The following is a 17,407-nucleotide window of genomic DNA, read 5'->3' as shown; positions in this document are numbered from 1 at the left end:
AACTAACAGCTACAGCCGAATTTTTCTTCGCCACCAAAGTCGAGGCGGGTTGGGTAATCATGATCAAAACATGCGAGACATAGTCCGCCTTTAGGGTCATCCTGATTATCTCCCTGAATCGATGCAATCAGTCCATCGGGACTGAGGAACTCCAGGGAGTCCGCATTAATTTCACGGCAAATTTCTTCCACCGACAACTGTGAAGCAATTAATTCACGGCTGTCAGGCGTATCAATACCGTAGAAACACGGATTTTTGAAAGGTGGTGATGTAATGCGCACATGGACTTCGGTTGCTCCTGCATCACGCAGCATGTTCACGATCCGACGGGAGGTTGTTCCCCGTACGATGGAGTCGTCAATCATAACCACACGTTTGCCTTCCACAACGCGACGCACAGCGCTCAGCTTCATCTTCACGCCTTGCTCCCGCAATTCCTGGCTTGGCTGGATAAACGTACGTCCGGTGTATTTATTCTTGATCATACCCATCTCATACGGAATACCTGTCTGTTCAGCGTATCCAATTGCTGCCGAGATGCTGGAATCTGGTACCCCCGTAACCAAGTCCGCATCCACAAACGACTCAATCGCCATCCGGCTTCCCATCCGTTTACGGGCCGCATGCTGGTTTGTACCATTCATATCACTATCCGGACGAGCAAAATATATATATTCCATCGCGCATAATGCCTTGCGGTGTTTGTGGTGATCAAAGCGATCCTCGTGCAGACCATCTGCATCCAGCACAAGCAATTCACCCGGCTCGATATCACGAATCAACTCTGCGCCGATCGTTTCCAGTGCACACGTCTCGGATGCAAACAGATACGCATCTCCCAGCTTACCCATCGTGAGCGGACGAAGTCCGTGTGGATCGGAAGCCACGAGCAGCTTGTCATTGGTCATGATCAGAAACGCATAACCGCCCACAATGCGCTGGAATGCCTCTTTTGCCGCTTCCACAAGCCCTTTGGAGGATCGCGCAATTAGATGCGCAATAACCTCGGTATCACTTGTTGTTTGGAAAATGGAACCGCTCTGCTCCAGCTCGCGCCGGATCGTTGGTGCATTCACAATGTTTCCGTTGGTTGCTACTGCCAAATCGCCATCACGGTATTTGAATACCAATGGCTGTGCGTTCGTCAGTTTACTGTCACCACTTGTTGAATACCGGACATGTCCAATGGAGATATCCCCGGTCAACGTCTGCATCAGGTCTTTGGTGAACACTTCCTTCACCAGACCCATGCCGCGATGATAGTTAAACTGAGTGCCATCACTCACACACATGCCTGCACTTTCTTCGCCCCGATGTTGCAGCGCATGCAGTCCATAATAGGAGAGCGAAGCCGCGTCAGGGTGTCTGAACACCCCGAACACACCGCATTCTTCTTTCAATTTGTCGAGTCCTTCCTTGCCGGACCCTTCATTATAATAATCGCCTGTCCACAACGGTCCTGTCGTCAGTTCATGAGACATGGAATCGCATCCTCCCAGACCTGAGCCAAACCTCCTACAGGTTCGCTCACGGCTGATGTTCCGTTCAATTCAATCGTCAGGTTACTTCCTTCTACACGTCCAATCACAGCTACAGGTACACCACGCTCACGTACAAATGCTTCAAGTTTACCCGCTTGCTCTGGCGTAGCCGACAACAAGATACGGGATTGGCTCTCACTGAATAGGGCGTGATCTGCACGCAATGCAGTCTCCACATTCACCTGTGCTCCTACGTTACCACTGATACAAGACTCTGCGAGTGCAACAGCCAAGCCGCCTTCAGACAAGTCATGTGCAGAGCGAACAAGACCGGATTGAATTGCTTCCAACACCGTGCTGAGCAACGCTTTTTCCGTTTGCAAATTCAGCTCTGGTGGACGACCTTCCGTCTGACCATGAACCGCGTATTGCAACTCACTGCCGCCCAGTTCAGCTTTTGTTTCACCGAGGAGGATGATAACATCACCTTCGGACTTGAATGCTTGTGTCGTGATATGATCCGTATCATGAACGAGACCTACCATACCGACAACTGGCGTTGGATAGATGGAGCCTTTGGCGTTTTCGTTGTACAAACTTACGTTACCACCGATGACCGGCGTATCCAGCACACGGCAAGCTTCTGCCATACCGTCTACTGCTTTCTCCATTTGCCAGAAAATATCCGGTTTCTCCGGGTTACCGAAGTTCAGGTTGTCCGTAATCGCCAGCGGCTCAGCACCGGAACATACAATGTTACGCGCTGCTTCACTTACGGCAATCCGTCCACCAACTTCAGGATCAAGGTACACATAACGTCCATTACAGTCCGTTGTCATCGCGAGACCTTTGCGTGTGCCACGAATCGTAACTACGGCTGCATCCGAACCTGGACGAACGGCAGTGCTTGTACGCACCATGTAGTCGTATTGGTCATAAATCCATTTTTTACTTGCTACTGTTGGTGAAGCCAGCACTTGTTTCAGCGCTCCGCCGAGATCCGACACTTCGTCGTAACGAAGCGTGTCGATGGAAGCACTTTGCTCGTAATATGCAGGTACAGAAGAAGGCTTGTCATACACTGGACATTCGTCAACTAATGCCGTTACTGGCATATCTCCAACCACTTCGCCATGGTGGATCAATTTCAGACGACCGTCATCCGTTACTTTACCGACTTTGGCACAGATTACGCCCCAACGTTCAAAGATTTCCATCGCCTGCGCCTCATCCTTCGGCTCAACCACGAACAACATCCGTTCCTGGGACTCAGACAACATCATCTCGTAAGGCGTCATGCCTTCTTCACGCTGTGGTACCTGATCCAGATACAATTCCAGACCATTACCCGCTTTACTTGCCATCTCTGCACTCGAACATGTCAGACCCGCAGCACCCATATCCTGAATTCCGAGCACGATGCCCGTGTCGATCAATTCCAGACAAGATTCCATCACGAGTTTCTCCATAAACGGGTCACCGACCTGAACGGCTGTCCGTTGGGACTCGGATTCTTCCGTCAGTTCAACCGATGCAAAGGTTGCTCCATGAATACCGTCACGGCCTGTTGGCGGGCCCACATAGTAAACCGGGTTACCTACACCTTTAGCTACACCGCGCTGGATCTTGTCATGATCAATCAGACCCACACACATGGCGTTAACCAGCGGATTGCCTTCGTAGCTCTCATCAAACATCACTTCGCCACCAACGGTAGGAATACCGATACAGTTACCGTATCCGGCAATACCCGATACAACATGTTCGAACAAATATTTAACGCGATCGCTCTCCAGCTTGCCGAAACGAAGGGAGTTCAGTATTGCTACCGGTCTTGCACCCATGGAGAAAATATCACGGATAATGCCGCCCACACCTGTTGCCGCACCTTGATAAGGCTCAACTGCGGAAGGATGGTTATGGCTTTCAATTTTGAATACCACGGCCTGGTTATCACCGATATCCACGATACCGGCACCTTCACCAGGTCCCATCAGGACACGTGGTCCAGTGGTTGGGAAACGGCGCAGCAATGGCTTGGAGTTTTTATAAGCACAGTGCTCGGACCACATTACACTGAACACACCAATTTCGGTGTAGTTTGGCTTGCGCCCCATGAACTCACAGATCAGCGCATACTCGCTGTCAGATACGCCCATTTGTGCGTAAAGTTTATGTTCTGCGACCTGTTCTGCTGTCGGTTCCTTAGCGGATAGCTGCTGCGTCATGCCGATCCCTCCATGCTTTCAAAATAGATGTAAACATACGTTTGCCGTCTTCCGAACCTAGCAGTGAGTCCACTGCACGCTCTGGATGCGGCATCATGCCGACCACGTTCCCACCCTCGTTACAGACTCCCGCGATATCACCCAGGGAACCGTTCGGGTTGTTGCCATACGTGAATACGATCTGGTTGTTCGCTTGCAGACTCGCGAGCGTCTTCTCGTCGCAATAATAATTGCCTTCACCGTGAGCAATCGGGATAATAATCTCTTCGCCGGGTGCATAGTCACGTGTAAATGGCGTATCTGCATTCGCCACTTTCAATACCGTATCGTGACAACGGAATTTCAGGGAAGTGTTACGGATCAATGCACCTGGAAGCAATCCTGCTTCGGTCAGGATCTGGAATCCGTTGCAAATACCCAAAATATATTTACCTTGTTCAGCAGCTTTCGCTACCTCGTGCATTACCGGTGCAAAGCGGGAAATCGCTCCGCAGCGCAGGTAGTCACCATAAGAGAAACCACCTGGAACTAAAATACAATCATAAGCCGAAAGATCTGTAGCCGTGTGCCATACATAATCAACCTCTTGTCCAATCGCATCTTCTACTGCCTTGTAACAGTCGATGTCGCAGTTGGAGCCAGGGAACACAAGAACTGCAAATTTCATGAGATTAACCCTCCAATTCGTAGCGGTAATCTTCAACAACGGTGTTGGCCAGCAGCTTCTCACACATGACTTTCAGTCGTTTCTCCGCTTCCGCACGATCTGTTGTATCCAGGTTCAATTCCATGACTTTACCGATCCGTACACTTTCCACTTCGTTGAATCCCATGGAATGCAGGGCTCCTTGAACAGCTACGCCTTGCGGGTCGAGTACGCTTTGCTTAATAGTGACATATACGGTTGCTTTGATCATGATCCTTATGTTCCTCCTCAGTAATGAACGGGATAAATGCTTTATGCTGTTAAAAATGGGGTGTGGAGCTTGCTCCGGGGCGGATTGTTCTTTCCGATCGCTTGTTGTCCCCAGGTTTTTTGATTGTTTTGGCCCGCTGTGCGGTCAAAACCCGGGGACAAAGGCGAACGCTTCGCTCCTTTAAGAACAATTCCGCCCCTCCGCTAGTCCATGCGACGTTTTTTTTAAAAGCCTAAACCTTTTACGTTGCACGGTGTGTAATGGTCTAGACTAACCATTACGTGAAAACAATTAAATTTATTGTGCCGTTAAACGGTTATAAATATCGACGTATCTTGCGGTTGTTGCTTCTACTACCGCTTGCGGGAGTGGATCGGGTTTGCTGTTCTTGTCCCAATCGGTTCCGGCGAGATAGGTGCGCACTGGCTCTTTATCCATGCTGTCGATCTCGATGTCGAGTTCATAATTCTCTTTGGCCCAGAAGCGTGAAGCATCTGGGGTGAAAATTTCGTCAATCAGGATGACCTTTCCATCCACGATGCCGAACTCGAATTTGCAGTCTGCCAGAATGATGCCACGCTGATCGCAATAGTCACGGGCGAATTCGTACAGGCGCAAACTTTTTTCCTGAAGTTCAACTGCGAGTGCGTCTCCCACCAGTTCTTTCATGCGATCCATTGGGATGTCTTCATCATGACCAACATCGTTTTTTGCTGCCGGGGTGAAAATGGGAACTTCGAGCTTAGCGTTCTTGCGAAGTCCATCAGGCAACTTGATCCCGTTCACTTCACCGCTTGTCTCATATTGTCTCCATCCACCACCCGTGATGTATCCACGTACAACACACTCAATATCAATGCGTTCCGCTTTGCGAGTTACCATGATCCGGTCTTTGAGTAATTCAGGGTCTGTGATGATATCACCCAGTTGATTCACATCGGTATGAACGACGTGGTTCTCCATCATGTCACCTGTCAGTTCAAACCAGAAACTGCTGAGTTTATTCAGTACGTTTCCTTTCTCAGGAACTGCCGGGTCCAGCACGTAATCAAATGCCGAGATACGGTCAGTTACCACGATCAGAAAATGTTCACCCAGATCGTACAATTCACGTACTTTTCCTTTATATAACAGAGGTGCTTTAACGAGATCTGCCGCAGTGGACAGTGCCATGGGCTCACCTTCTTTCAGGAGATGTAAGGCTAAGGTCAGAATCCTGATGGTGCGGACTCCACTCCGATGACAGAACAATCTTCTGATCGCTGTTATCCCCAGATTTTTTGATTCCACTTTTGCAAAGTGAAAATCCGGGGATAAAGGCGACCGCTTCGCTTCTTCAGCTTATTTCTGTCCTCTGCGTTCCCTGCTAGTCCATCATTCTGTGCTATAGCCTTATGGGAGTTATATATTAATCGTTCAAGCCGAGCTTTTTGAAGATCGTGTCTACGTGCTTCAGGTGCCATGACGGGTTGAACGCATCTGCGATTTCTTCTTCATTCAGTACTTCCGTGATTTCCGGTGTGGATTTCACGATATCCTGGAACTGACGTTGTTCTTCCCATGCTTGCATCGCACGTGGTTGAACGGTATCGTATGCTTGTTCGCGGCTGAAGCCTTTGTCGATCAGCTTTGTCATGATGCGACCGGAGAATGGTACCCCGTAGGTGCGCTCCATGTTGCGTTTCATGTTTTCAGGGAATACCGTCAGGTTCTTCACGATGTTACCAAAACGGTTCAGCATGTAGTTCAGTAGCATCGTTGCATCCGGAAGAATGATACGTTCTACGGAAGAGTGCGAGATGTCGCGTTCATGCCAAAGCGTTACGTTCTCGTATGCCGATACCATATGTCCGCGAATAACGCGGGACAGACCGGAGATGTTTTCACTACCGATTGGGTTACGCTTGTGCGGCATCGCGGAAGATCCTTTTTGACCTTTAGCAAAAGCTTCTTCCACTTCACGGAATTCACTCTTCTGTAGTGCACGTACCTCTGTAGCAAACTTGTCCAGGGACGTTGCGATCAACGCCAGTGTAGCCATATATTCCGCATGACGGTCACGTTGCAAGGTTTGAGTCGAGATCGGCGCAGGTTTCGTGCCCAGCTTCTCGCAGACAAACTCTTCGACAAACGGATCGATGTTCGCGTACGTTCCTACTGCGCCTGAGATTTTGCCGTATTGTACATTGTCTGCTGCATGACGGAAACGCTCCAGGTTCCGTTTCATCTCTTCATGCCACAACGCCATTTTCAGTCCAAAAGTCGTTGGCTCTGCATGTACCCCGTGCGTACGTCCCATCATTGGTGTGTGCTGATAAGCCAGTGCTTTTTCGCGAAGAATTTCAATGAAATTCACGATATCTTTTTCCAGAATCTCATTCGCTTGACGCAATACATATCCCAGAGCCGTATCCACGACATCTGTGGAAGTCAGTCCGTAGTGCACCCATTTCCGCTCCGCACCCAGACTCTCAGATACTGTACGTGTAAATGCGATAACGTCATGACGTGTTTCCTGTTCAATCTCATAGATGCGGTCGATGTCAAAAGATGCGTTCTGACGAAGCAATGCTGCTTCTTCCTTAGGGATTACACCCAGTTCCGCCCACGCCTCACATGCACAAATTTCAACTTCCAGCCACGATTGGAATTTGTTTTCCTCGGTCCAGATGGCTCTCATTTCGGGTCTGCTATAACGTTCAATCATGAATTTGTATTCCTCCAGAGGTTAGTTTGTTCAATCCATTGCAATCCTTCTTCAACATCCTGACAGAGCAGATTCACATGCCCCATCTTACGTCCTGTTTTTGCTTCGGTTTTACCATATATATGAAGCTTGGGAATCACACCGAGCTCTATCGCTTCAGCATCAGGTTGCCCTGTTCTTGCGATAATGCCTTCCAGATGCTCTCCAAGCACATTGACCATAACAACCGGACTCAATAACGAAGTGTCCCCAAGTGGTAACCCGCAGATGGCACGAATATGTTGTTCGAACTGAGAAGTCGCACAAGCTTCCATCGTATAGTGACCGGAATTATGTGGTCTTGGTGCCAGTTCGTTGACGTACAGTCTTCCATCCGCCGCTACAAACAGTTCCACAGCAAGCAACCCAACAGCCTTCATTGATTCTGCCACCGCTGCTGCCAGCTTTTGCGCTTCAATCTGGATGTCTGCAGCAACTCTAGCCGGTACGATTGACGCATGTAAAATGTTATTCACATGAATGTTCTCCGCTGGCGGGAACGTCTTGATCTCCCCATTTGTACTACGCGCTACAACGACCGATATCTCGCATTCGAACTTGATGAATTGTTCCAACACCAGTTCCGCACCTGTAGCTGCAAGTTCTTCATATGCGGCAACTGCCTCACTCGTTTCTCGAATTACGCGCTGGCCTTTGCCATCGTAGCCTCCAGTCACCGTCTTCAGTACGCAGGGCACTCCAAGTTCGCTTACAGCAGCAAGCATCGTATCCACACTCGTGATTTCCCGATAAGGCGCGACTCTCACTCCGGCGGCTTCAATCGCCCGTTTTTCACGCAACCGATGTTGTGTGGTGTACAATAATGCACTTCCCTGTGGAACGTAGGACTCCCGTTCGAGCAACGCAGCGACTTCTGCATCCACATTTTCGAACTCATACGTGATGACATCGCATTGCCGAGCCAGTTCAAGTGCAGCTTTGGCATCGTCATATCCTGCTTCAATCTGACGAGCAACTTGACCACAGGGTGCATCCGGAGCGGGATCAAGGGTAACAAAGCGATACCCCATTGCCGTTCCTGCGAGCGTCATCATACGTCCGAGCTGTCCGCCTCCAAGAATGCCGATGGTTGTCTTCCCGGGCAGCAGGACATGCTGTACTTCTCCTGCCGTACCGGATTGATTCCCTGTACTACTCATAGTTCTTCACTGCTTTCAAGTACTTCTTGTTTGATGCGCTCTCTGCGAGCTTCAGAACGACGTTGGACATCCGGGTCAAAAGCACCGATCATCTGAGCTGCGAGCAATCCTGCATTCGTTGCTCCTGCTTTGCCAATCGCCACAGTTGCGACGGGAATTCCACCGGGCATCTGAACAATGGACAACAAGGAATCGAGACCGTTCAATGCTTTGGACTGAACCGGAACGCCAATGACTGGAAGCATCGTTTTGGCTGCAACCATACCTGGTAGATGTGCTGCCCCGCCTGCGCCTGCAATGATCACCTTGAATCCTCGATCAATCGCCTGCTCTGCGTATTCGAACATCAAATCCGGTGTACGATGGGCTGAGACAACCTTTTTCTCATAACCAATCTCCAGTTCATCCAGAACCTCGCACGCATGCTTCATCGTTTCCCAATCCGACTTGCTGCCCATAATTACAGCGACTTGCAGTGACATGAATACATCCAACTCCCGTCTGAGCTTTTTTGATTACACTTGGTAATATGGAATTCATTTTACGAGTGAAATGAAAAAATCCGCTACCCGCGAAAACATCACATTTTCTCCGGACACCGGACTCCAAGAAATACGTATCCCTCATTTGGGCATGCCAAAAGGGGGCTTGCTGTCCGCATCTGGTTGCATGCGACTCTCAGCCGTATCTCCTCGTAGTCCGGAAATTTACGGTTCCCGGGTAGATACTTCCGGGCCCTATTCCCGGCGTTATACGAGCAAATATCTATTCAAACCATCTTCATTCGTTTTGTAATATCTTGTTACACAATTCGTTCCTACTCGACCTTATTCTTACCTGATCGACACATCTAACATTCTAACAATCCCCTACAGCTAATGTCAACTTAAAGACGAACATTTAACATATTGACAAATATAATGTTCGGGAATTGCTTCATTAATTTCGCTTAGTCATCCATTTCATCCCATAAAAGAAAGCCGGCTCCTCTTCAATCTCTCGAAGACAACCGGCTTCCTGCTCTTTCGTGTATGCACACTTCATCCATTATTTTACGATCAGTACTGGAACCTGAGCATGCTGCACCACATTGTGACTGACACTACCCAGGACAAATTCCCGAATTCCACCCAGTCCGCGGCTACCAATAATAATGATATCCGAATCATTTTCTTTGGCAAAATCAAGCAGCACTTCCGCAGCCGCCCCTTGAATCAGGTCCACGTTGGCCGTTACACCAGCAGCCTGGATTCGTTCTTTCGCTTCATCTGTTGTCTGCACCGCCAGATTATAGTAGTCATTATTAAGTGAAGGTGGCAGTGGAGCCAACCCCTCCCCGATGAATACACGCGGGAAATCAAAAGCATGAATGACATCCAATACAGCATCCGGGGATACTTTAGCTAACTCAATCGCACGATCGAGTGCTTTATTTGAAGCTTTGGAACCATCATAAGCCACTAATATTTTGGAAAATAACATGTGAATCCCGTCCCTTCCTTTATATGTAGAGCACGCGAAGCAAGCTTCGGTCTGACATCCAATAAACTAACAGAACCATATAACTCCTTAAACGTACCGGAATCACTATGAACCATTTATACGAATGAATTTACATATCAGACAAATTACTGATTACCATTTCACATGAATTCATTGAATAAAGTAACCATAGATTACAGCATTCAGGAACAACAATAATGGAATGCCAATGGTGAAGCTGGGATGTTTGGTTTTATGCCTTTTCCGATACATCGCGATCCAGACTCCCAAAGCACCACCAATAAACGCAAGCAAAAATAACGTCCGTTCGGGTGTACGGTCACGACGCTGCTGTGCACGCCTCTTATCATCCGACATCACCAGATAACCAACTACATTAATAAATAAAAACCACAATATAAGTCCGGTTTGCATATAATTCTAGCGATCCCCCTGTCCCGGGACATCTCCCTGCCTCCATTATAATCCTCATTAGAGACATGTTCAACGCACCAGGTAGGGAACCGTAAGTTTGTGTAAGAAAGCTAACTTTACTCTGACTCTAAGACTCCTGTTTTGGAATACCATTTAGGCTTGGCGCTCTTTTGGCTGCTTTGTCCGGACGCACAGCGATACTCTCTTCCCGAATACTGTCTTTGTTTTGCTGATTATGGATTTTCTCTGGTTTGTTATGCGGCATATAGGTATCACCTCCTGGGCTTACGTTGCCTGAAAACGAAGGATCTTATACGACTTCACATAGATGAGTAGAGAAAAGTTATAATCAGTCCCTTTGGAGTAAATGAGTACATCATTCGCATGGCTCGTACCGCACGAGGCACGATCTCAACTACCTCAAGCGTGTTACTGCCCTTTTTTCTCCATAGCCGCCTTCAACAGATCCCCCAGATTGGAGCCAATCGATTCTTGCTTCGCATACTGTTTCACCAATTTTTGCTGATCGCGTTTGTTCACATGCTGTTTGTCCTTATCCAATGTCTCTGTAATACCACAAGGAAGACACTGCACGTATAGTCCCGCCTTACCTTCTTTGATTTCCATCTTTTTGTGGCACTGTGCACAACGTCGATTGGACAGTCTCTTCTCTGCCGAACGACGATACCCGCAGTCCTCGGTAGGACATACAAGGAATTTACCGCGCTTGCCCTTCTTCTCCAGTAATCGTGCATTACAGTCCGGGCAATGGCTATTCGACACATTATGCGGCTTATACTCCGCTTTGCTGCCCTTTACCGTAGACACAAGCTCTTTCGCCATGGATCGGATACTATCCAGAAACGGTCCCGGTTTCCCTTGCCCACGAGCGATGCGTTCCAGTTCAGCTTCCCAGCGGGCAGTCAGATCCGGTGTACGAAGCTGCGGAGCAGCCAGTTCAATCAACTGTTTCCCTTTGCCAGTCGGGTGCATGCTGTTGCCTTGACGATCTATTGTATCGGAACTGACCAGCTTCTCGATAATATCCGCACGTGTAGCCGGAGTGCCGAGTCCATGCTTCTCCATTTGGGAAAGCAAAGCGGCTTCGGTATACCGTTTGGGCGGCATCGTCCGTCCACTTTTAATATGGCAACGCTGAACCGTCACGGACTGTCCTTGCTGCACATCAGGCAAAAGCGCACGCTCATGGTCTGCTGCATCGTCAGCACGGTCATCGTCATCATCGCTGTAATCACCGCCGTATACTTCACGCCATCCACTTTCTTTCACCGTTGTACCTTTGACATGGAAGGAGTCGTTACCCACCTGAACCGTGATCGCAACCGAATCGTACTTCGCTGCCGGATAGAACAGGCTGATATAACGACGTACGATCAGATCGTACAATTTGCGTTCCTCTGGATTCAATTGATTCAGAAGCACCGTCTGTTCCGTAGGGATAATTGCATGGTGATCGGTCACTTTGCTGTCGTCCACAATACGTTTGGTGATATTCAGATTCTTGCGCAGCAAAGGTCGTGCCAGAGAAGCATAAGGTCCAATGGCTACACTATCTAATCGTTCTTTCAACGTTGCTGTCATGTCCGAAGTCAGGTATCGACTGTCTGTACGCGGATACGTCACAAGCTTGTGCTGTTCATACAGACGCTGCAGGACGTTTGATGTTTGCTTTGCAGAGAAACCATATTTCCGGTTGGCATCCCGTTGAAGTTCCGTCAGGTCATATGCCAGTGGATGTGGCTCCACCTTCTCGCTTTTCTTCACTTGGGCAATCATTCCCTTGCGCCCGTCTACCCGTTTCTTCAATTCCTGCGTTTCCTGAGGATCAAAGATTCGTGAATCTCCCCCAGTTGCCCGCCACACAGCCTGAAAACCTCCCAAATCTGCCGTTAACGTCTCATACTCCTGAGAGCGGAATCCGTTAATTTCACTTTCTCTGTCCATAATCATGCCCAAGGTCGGAGTTTGAACCCGTCCAGCTGACAACTGTGCATTGAAACGAACAGTTAGCGCACGGGTCACGTTAAGTCCGATCATCCAGTCAGCTTCAGCCCGGCAACGTGCAGATTCATAGAGAGAGTCGAACTGACTGCCTGGTTTCAGCGATGCAAAACCGTCTTTGATCGCCTTATCTGTCTGGGATGAAATCCACAAACGTTTAAAAGTTTTTTTCCACCCCGCCATCTGCATGATCCAACGGGCCAGCAATTCTCCCTCACGTGCTGCATCCGTCGCAATGACCAACTCGCCCACATCCTGACGCTTCATCAGCTGCTGCACTGCTTTATACTGATGGTTGGTTTCCTTAAGCACCTTCAGCTTCGTACGTTCTGGCAGAATGGGTAGGTCTTCCAGATTCCATGTTGCATACTTCTTGTCGTAATCCTCCGGTTCAGCTAATCCAACCAGATGTCCAAGCGCCCAGGTAACGATATATTTCGGGCCTTCCATATAACTTTTATGTTTATCACGCGCACCCATGACTCTGGCTATTTCGCGTGCTACAGATGGTTTTTCTGCGAGTACCAATGTCTTCACTTCATATCTCTTCCTCTCTGTAATGCCTTATGTCTCTTCTATTCCTATCTTTTCATTATATCATTTCACGGTAAAGGTATGCTCTGTCTTCTCCCTTTCCCAATCTACTTGCATTCTGTAACCTCATGTTTAAACAATATGTCGTGTTCATGTCACTTTTAATTACATTAACTCGTTTGATAGTTTTCCTGAGTACACGGAATCAGAAGCATCAGTAAGTATTAATACTGTAAAGTATTGATGTATACGTTTTTTTGGATAAATATAAACATTGTAAGATTACCTGACATAACTATACAATGTGTCAAAAGAATAGAAACAGAATCGCTACACACATCAATGAGACACAGGAAGGGAGCGTGGATGCATGATTTATCATGGATCTGTATTGAAAAAAAGTGGGGCTTTGTTACTGGCGGGAGCTGTTGTTGCCACAACATGGGGAGGAACGGTGCCTTCGGCATCAGCCGCAACGGCAACGCCTACCAGTAAAACAACAGTAGCAGCTGTATCCAAAGGAAAAGCGCCAGCAACTCCGGCAGCATTTGTTCAGGCTATGGAAGAAGCGGCTACACTTGCAGGTGTCCCTTTTACCATGGACAAGCTCTCCGGCACAACCGTTCAACGTAAAGATGCTGCGGTCGCCTTGCAACAATGGCTCAAGCTGGATTCGACTTCCGAATCATTCAAGGATGTCCCGGATGAAGCCACTTTCGCAGGTGCTGTTGGTGCACTGAACACTGCGGGGTTGATGAAAGGCTATACAGAATCCCTCTTCCTTCCAAACGCTGTACTTACGGAGAATGACCTCTCCATATTGAAAGATCGCATTTATAACTACATAAAACCGTTTGTGCTGGAGGAAGCAACCATCATGGATCTCCAGGCTGCAATGACGCAAGGAAAACTGACATCTAAAGAGCTGGTTCAGAAATATCTGGATCGCATTGAAAAATACGATGATCAAGGTGTAAGCATTAACGCCGTATTAACCCTGAACCCGGATGCACTCCAAATTGCGGAGCAATTGGATGAAGAACGTGTAGCTCAAGGTGCTCGCGGGCCTCTGCATGGCGTTCCGATTCTGGTGAAAGACAATTTTGATACCAATGACATGCCGACAACCGCAGGCTGTATCTGTCTGAAAGATTCCATTCCAGCGCATGATGCTGAACAAGTGAAGAAGCTCAAAGCAGCTGGCGCCATTATTTTGGGCAAAACGAACCTGCATGAATTTGCATTCGGCATCACGACATCCAGCTCATTGGGTGGACAAACACTGAACCCTTACGCCCTGGACCACTATCCAGGTGGCTCAAGCGGTGGAACAGGTGCAGCCATTGCATCTAACTTTGCTGCAGCCGGCATGGGTACAGACACTGGCGGTTCGATCCGTATCCCATCCAGCTTTAACAGCCTTGTGGGTATCCGCCCAACCATCGGACTGTCCAGCCGTGAAGGCATTATCCCATTGGCTTTGACACAGGATGTAGGTGGCCCTATGGCTCGTACGGTTAGTGACGCTGCAATCATGTTGGATGCTACAGCCGGATATGATAAAAAGGATGTCGCTACAGCTTACGCGGTTGGAAAAATTCCTTCCAGCTATACAGACTTCTTGGATGTAAACGGACTGAAAGGTGCACGCATCGGTGTGGCCACAGAACTCATCCCTAGTACCAAAGCTGAAGAAAAAGCCGTTGCTGACGTGATCAACACAGCTGTAGAAGAACTGAAGACACTGGGCGCTACCGCAGTTTCGATTTCCATCCCGAACTTGAGTGAGATCAACAAATACCCAAGTCTCAGCGGATATGAATTCAAGTTCCAACTGAATGACTATCTGGACTCATTGGGTGCAGATGCTCCATATCACAGTCTGTCCGAGATCATCGCTTCCGGAGAGTTCGACAAATCTCAGGAGCAATCCATGAAGACTCGGGATGCACGCCAAACGTTGGAAACTACCGAATACAAGGACATCGTCCTGAAACGTACCCAAGTTACACGTGAGTCCCTGCTGAAAGTTATGGCAGACAATAACCTGGATGCCATCATCTATCCTACATCTACACAGGCCGCTGGCGTGATCGGCGAAGGTCAAACATCTGGTGGTAACAACCGTCTGAGTCCATTCTCCGGCTTCCCGGCGATCACTGTACCTGCCGGTTTCACAACTGATGGATTGCCAGTAGGTATCGAATTCCTGGGTCGTGCCTTTGATGAAGGTACCTTGATCAAGCTGGCTTACAGCTACGAACAAGGAACTCATCACCGCCAAGCTCCTAAGCTTACGCCGTAAAATGTTTATGGGATTAAGCAACTCCTGTTAATACAAAAAAATAGTTGCATTCATATCACTTTTTTTGAAACGAGTTAACCCACTAAAGAGACCACCCTCTTCATGACTGCATGAAGTTTGGGTGGTCTCTTTTATTTTCTCTATTTATCTTTGTGTTGCATACATTCGCATGTTATTTATTACTCAACCCTGTCCGGTACGCCCCATTTAAGCACCAAACCCGCATACGTCAGACCACCGCCAAAGCCAAAGAGAGCTACGCTCTGTCCTTCTTTCAACTTCCCTTCATCCACTGCAATCTGTAGCGCCAGCGGAATGGAAGCGGCAGATGTGTTCCCACGATACTCAACACTGGTTAAAGAACGTTCCAAGGGAACCGGTCCACGTTCGCAAACAGCCTCAATCATTCTCATGTTAGCACTGTGTGGGACAAACCAGTCAATCTGCTCAGGGCTTAATTCAGCTTTTGTTATAAGCTTATCCAATTGCTCTGGAATCGTCCGTACAGCCCACTTATAGATCTCTCGGCCATTCTGAACTAAACAACCTTCGCCCTGTAAAGGCACACCATTCATCTCTGAAGACAAGCCACTCTTATAGAGATGTACACCGCCTTCTCCATGCGTACCTGATATAGCTGCCATAAAGTCACCTTCTGCAGCTGCTGATCTCTCCACTAAGAAGGCCCCAGCTCCATCACCAAACAGTACACAAGTCGTGCGGTCTGTATAATCCGTAATTTTAGATAATGTCTCTGCTCCAATAACCAGCACTTTACGGTACATTCCACTGGTGACTAGACTGTCGGCTAGCTGTAACCCATAGGTAAAACCTGCACATGCAGCATTTAAATCCAGTACGCCGGTGTGTGGGATCTTAAGATTAGCCTGTACCCTGGATGCCGTACTTGGAAAAGCATATTCAGGTGTACTTGTAGCCACAAGGATCATATCTACATCATCTACACTTACTTGGTAACGGTGTATCATATCTTCCACAGCCTTCGTAGCCAGGTCAGATACAAACTGATCTTCAGCTGCAATTCGCCGTTCTCTCATGCCTGTACGCTGTACAATCCACTCGTCACTTGTCTCGACCAACTTCTCCAAATCAGCATTCGTTAATATTCGATCCGGTACATACGTCCCCATTGCCGTGATGGTTGCCTTTGATTGATGATTCATACCGGTAGTCACCTCACTTGTTTTTTACCATTATAGCACTAAGTCTTAGTACTTGGTACTAATTTTATAAAATATTTATGATGATTCTTTCGTTAGTTGTTTATTTAAAGTGATCTCTTCATTCTATTACCCAGAGCAATACAAACGATGGCATGCATTTTTAATGAAAAATCACTAAAGAATAGAGATGATCTATACCCATGAAAAAAGAATTAAATATCCTTGCCATTTCCGGAAGTCTGCGCAATCAGTCCTCCAATACGTTACTAATGCACGCCATGATTAAGCTAGCTCACACTAACCTTAAGTTTGAAGTATATGACGGATTAAATGATCTGCCGCATTTTAACCCTGACCTCGATATCGAGGAGGGCCCTGTATCCGTGCAGAATTGGAGAGAGCGATTGGAGCATTCGGACGGAGTTCTAATCTGCACGCCAGAGTATGGAAATGGAGTTCCTGGAGCCTTAAAAAATGCATTAGATTGGATTGTATCTTCTGGAGATTGGCTCAATAAACCCACCATTGTAATCGTTGCTTCCCCAAGCCCCCTGGGAGGTGACAAAGCTCATGCTCCCCTATTGCTGACACTAAACATGATTAATGCACACGTTCTACAGGAGGGCTGCTTAACCATTCCTCACATTACTTTGAAAATGAACAAACAAGGAGTCATCATTGATTCGGATACCCACCATGCTTTGCAGAACTCCCTTACAATCCTTGGGGAAGCTTGCAACCAAATGCAAGTATAGACAGATGCTGCTTAATTAAATGGCTGATGAAGATTTGAACAATTTAAAGTAATTAACATACTCATAAATATTGAAATAAAAAACGGCCTAGTGAATAACCGGGCTGTTAAGGTTTATATATGCATTTAGGAAAAATAAAAAAAGACACACTCGATATC

At 47.8% G+C, this 17,407-nt stretch carries 15 protein-coding genes and 1 riboswitch; of the genes, 2 read left to right on the top strand and 13 right to left on the bottom strand.

The window, feature by feature from the left end; all coding sequences use genetic code 11:
• Positions 1-2 precede the first annotated feature (2 nt).
• The 12 genes from purF to OM416_RS25770 form a co-directional block, all read right to left on the bottom strand.
• Positions 3-1,481 (bottom strand): amidophosphoribosyltransferase, encoded by a 1,479-nt coding sequence (gene purF, locus OM416_RS25825; protein WP_264934290.1) that lies wholly within the window; start codon positions 1,479-1,481, stop codon positions 3-5.
• A complete protein-coding gene (gene purL, locus OM416_RS25820) occupies positions 1,466-3,709 on the bottom strand; it encodes a phosphoribosylformylglycinamidine synthase subunit PurL (RefSeq protein ID WP_264934289.1) in 2,244 nt (747 codons plus the stop codon). Before purL ends, purF begins: the two co-directional genes overlap by 16 nt.
• Positions 3,687-4,376, bottom strand: coding sequence for a phosphoribosylformylglycinamidine synthase subunit PurQ (gene purQ / locus OM416_RS25815; RefSeq protein WP_264934288.1), 690 nt, complete (start codon positions 4,374-4,376; stop codon positions 3,687-3,689). Before purQ ends, purL begins: the two co-directional genes overlap by 23 nt.
• A gap of 4 nt (positions 4,377-4,380) precedes the next feature.
• A complete protein-coding gene (gene purS, locus OM416_RS25810; protein WP_017690695.1) occupies positions 4,381-4,626 on the bottom strand; it encodes a phosphoribosylformylglycinamidine synthase subunit PurS in 246 nt (81 codons plus the stop codon).
• 297 nt (positions 4,627-4,923) lie between these two features.
• Positions 4,924-5,799, bottom strand: coding sequence for a phosphoribosylaminoimidazolesuccinocarboxamide synthase (locus OM416_RS25805; RefSeq protein WP_264934286.1), 876 nt, complete (start codon positions 5,797-5,799; stop codon positions 4,924-4,926).
• A gap of 235 nt (positions 5,800-6,034) precedes the next feature.
• Positions 6,035-7,333, bottom strand: coding sequence for an adenylosuccinate lyase (purB, locus tag OM416_RS25800; protein WP_047840491.1), 1,299 nt, complete (start codon positions 7,331-7,333; stop codon positions 6,035-6,037).
• Complete coding sequence (gene purK / locus OM416_RS25795) at positions 7,330-8,532, bottom strand: 5-(carboxyamino)imidazole ribonucleotide synthase (RefSeq protein WP_264934285.1); 1,203 nt, start codon at positions 8,530-8,532, stop codon at positions 7,330-7,332. Before purK ends, purB begins: the two co-directional genes overlap by 4 nt.
• Positions 8,529-9,014, bottom strand: coding sequence for a 5-(carboxyamino)imidazole ribonucleotide mutase (gene purE / locus OM416_RS25790; RefSeq protein ID WP_017690699.1), 486 nt, complete (start codon positions 9,012-9,014; stop codon positions 8,529-8,531). The genes purK and purE overlap by 4 nt, the downstream gene beginning before the upstream one ends.
• 193 nt (positions 9,015-9,207) lie before the next feature.
• A riboswitch (purine riboswitch) is annotated at positions 9,208-9,309 on the bottom strand.
• A gap of 270 nt (positions 9,310-9,579) precedes the next feature.
• On the bottom strand, positions 9,580-10,014 hold the full coding sequence (locus tag OM416_RS25785; protein WP_062836206.1) for a universal stress protein: 435 nt from the start codon (positions 10,012-10,014) through the stop codon (positions 9,580-9,582).
• Between the two features lie 171 nt (positions 10,015-10,185).
• Positions 10,186-10,449: a DUF1294 domain-containing protein gene (locus OM416_RS25780; RefSeq protein ID WP_017690702.1), complete on the bottom strand. Its 264-nt coding sequence runs from the start codon at positions 10,447-10,449 to the stop codon at positions 10,186-10,188.
• 127 nt (positions 10,450-10,576) lie between these two features.
• Positions 10,577-10,714 (bottom strand): hypothetical protein, encoded by a 138-nt coding sequence (locus OM416_RS25775; RefSeq protein WP_017690703.1) that lies wholly within the window; start codon positions 10,712-10,714, stop codon positions 10,577-10,579.
• A 164-nt stretch (positions 10,715-10,878) separates the two neighbouring features.
• Entirely contained in the window at positions 10,879-13,008 is a 2,130-nt protein-coding gene (locus OM416_RS25770) for a DNA topoisomerase III (protein ID WP_264934283.1), read from the bottom strand.
• Between the two features lie 367 nt (positions 13,009-13,375).
• Between OM416_RS25770 and OM416_RS25765 the strand changes: the two genes are divergently transcribed.
• A complete protein-coding gene (locus OM416_RS25765; RefSeq protein ID WP_264934282.1) occupies positions 13,376-15,310 on the top strand; it encodes an amidase family protein in 1,935 nt (644 codons plus the stop codon).
• Between the two features lie 179 nt (positions 15,311-15,489).
• On the opposite strand, the gene OM416_RS25760 is transcribed toward OM416_RS25765, so the two are convergent.
• The gene (locus tag OM416_RS25760; protein ID WP_264934281.1) at positions 15,490-16,494 is read right to left on the bottom strand and encodes a ketoacyl-ACP synthase III; all 1,005 of its coding nucleotides are present in this window, start codon (positions 16,492-16,494) and stop codon (positions 15,490-15,492) included.
• 200 nt (positions 16,495-16,694) lie between these two features.
• Here OM416_RS25760 and OM416_RS25755 point away from each other — a divergent pair, with 200 nt between their 5' ends.
• Entirely contained in the window at positions 16,695-17,249 is a 555-nt protein-coding gene (locus OM416_RS25755; protein ID WP_264934280.1) for an NADPH-dependent FMN reductase, read from the top strand.
• The last annotated feature ends 158 nt before the right edge of the window (positions 17,250-17,407 follow it).

It is taken from the genome of Paenibacillus sp. LS1 (assembly GCF_026013365.1).
In the GTDB taxonomy this organism is placed as follows: domain Bacteria; phylum Bacillota; class Bacilli; order Paenibacillales; family Paenibacillaceae; genus Paenibacillus.
The sequence above is the reverse complement of the archived record's forward strand: the minus strand, read 5'-3'. Positions and strand labels throughout refer to the sequence as shown.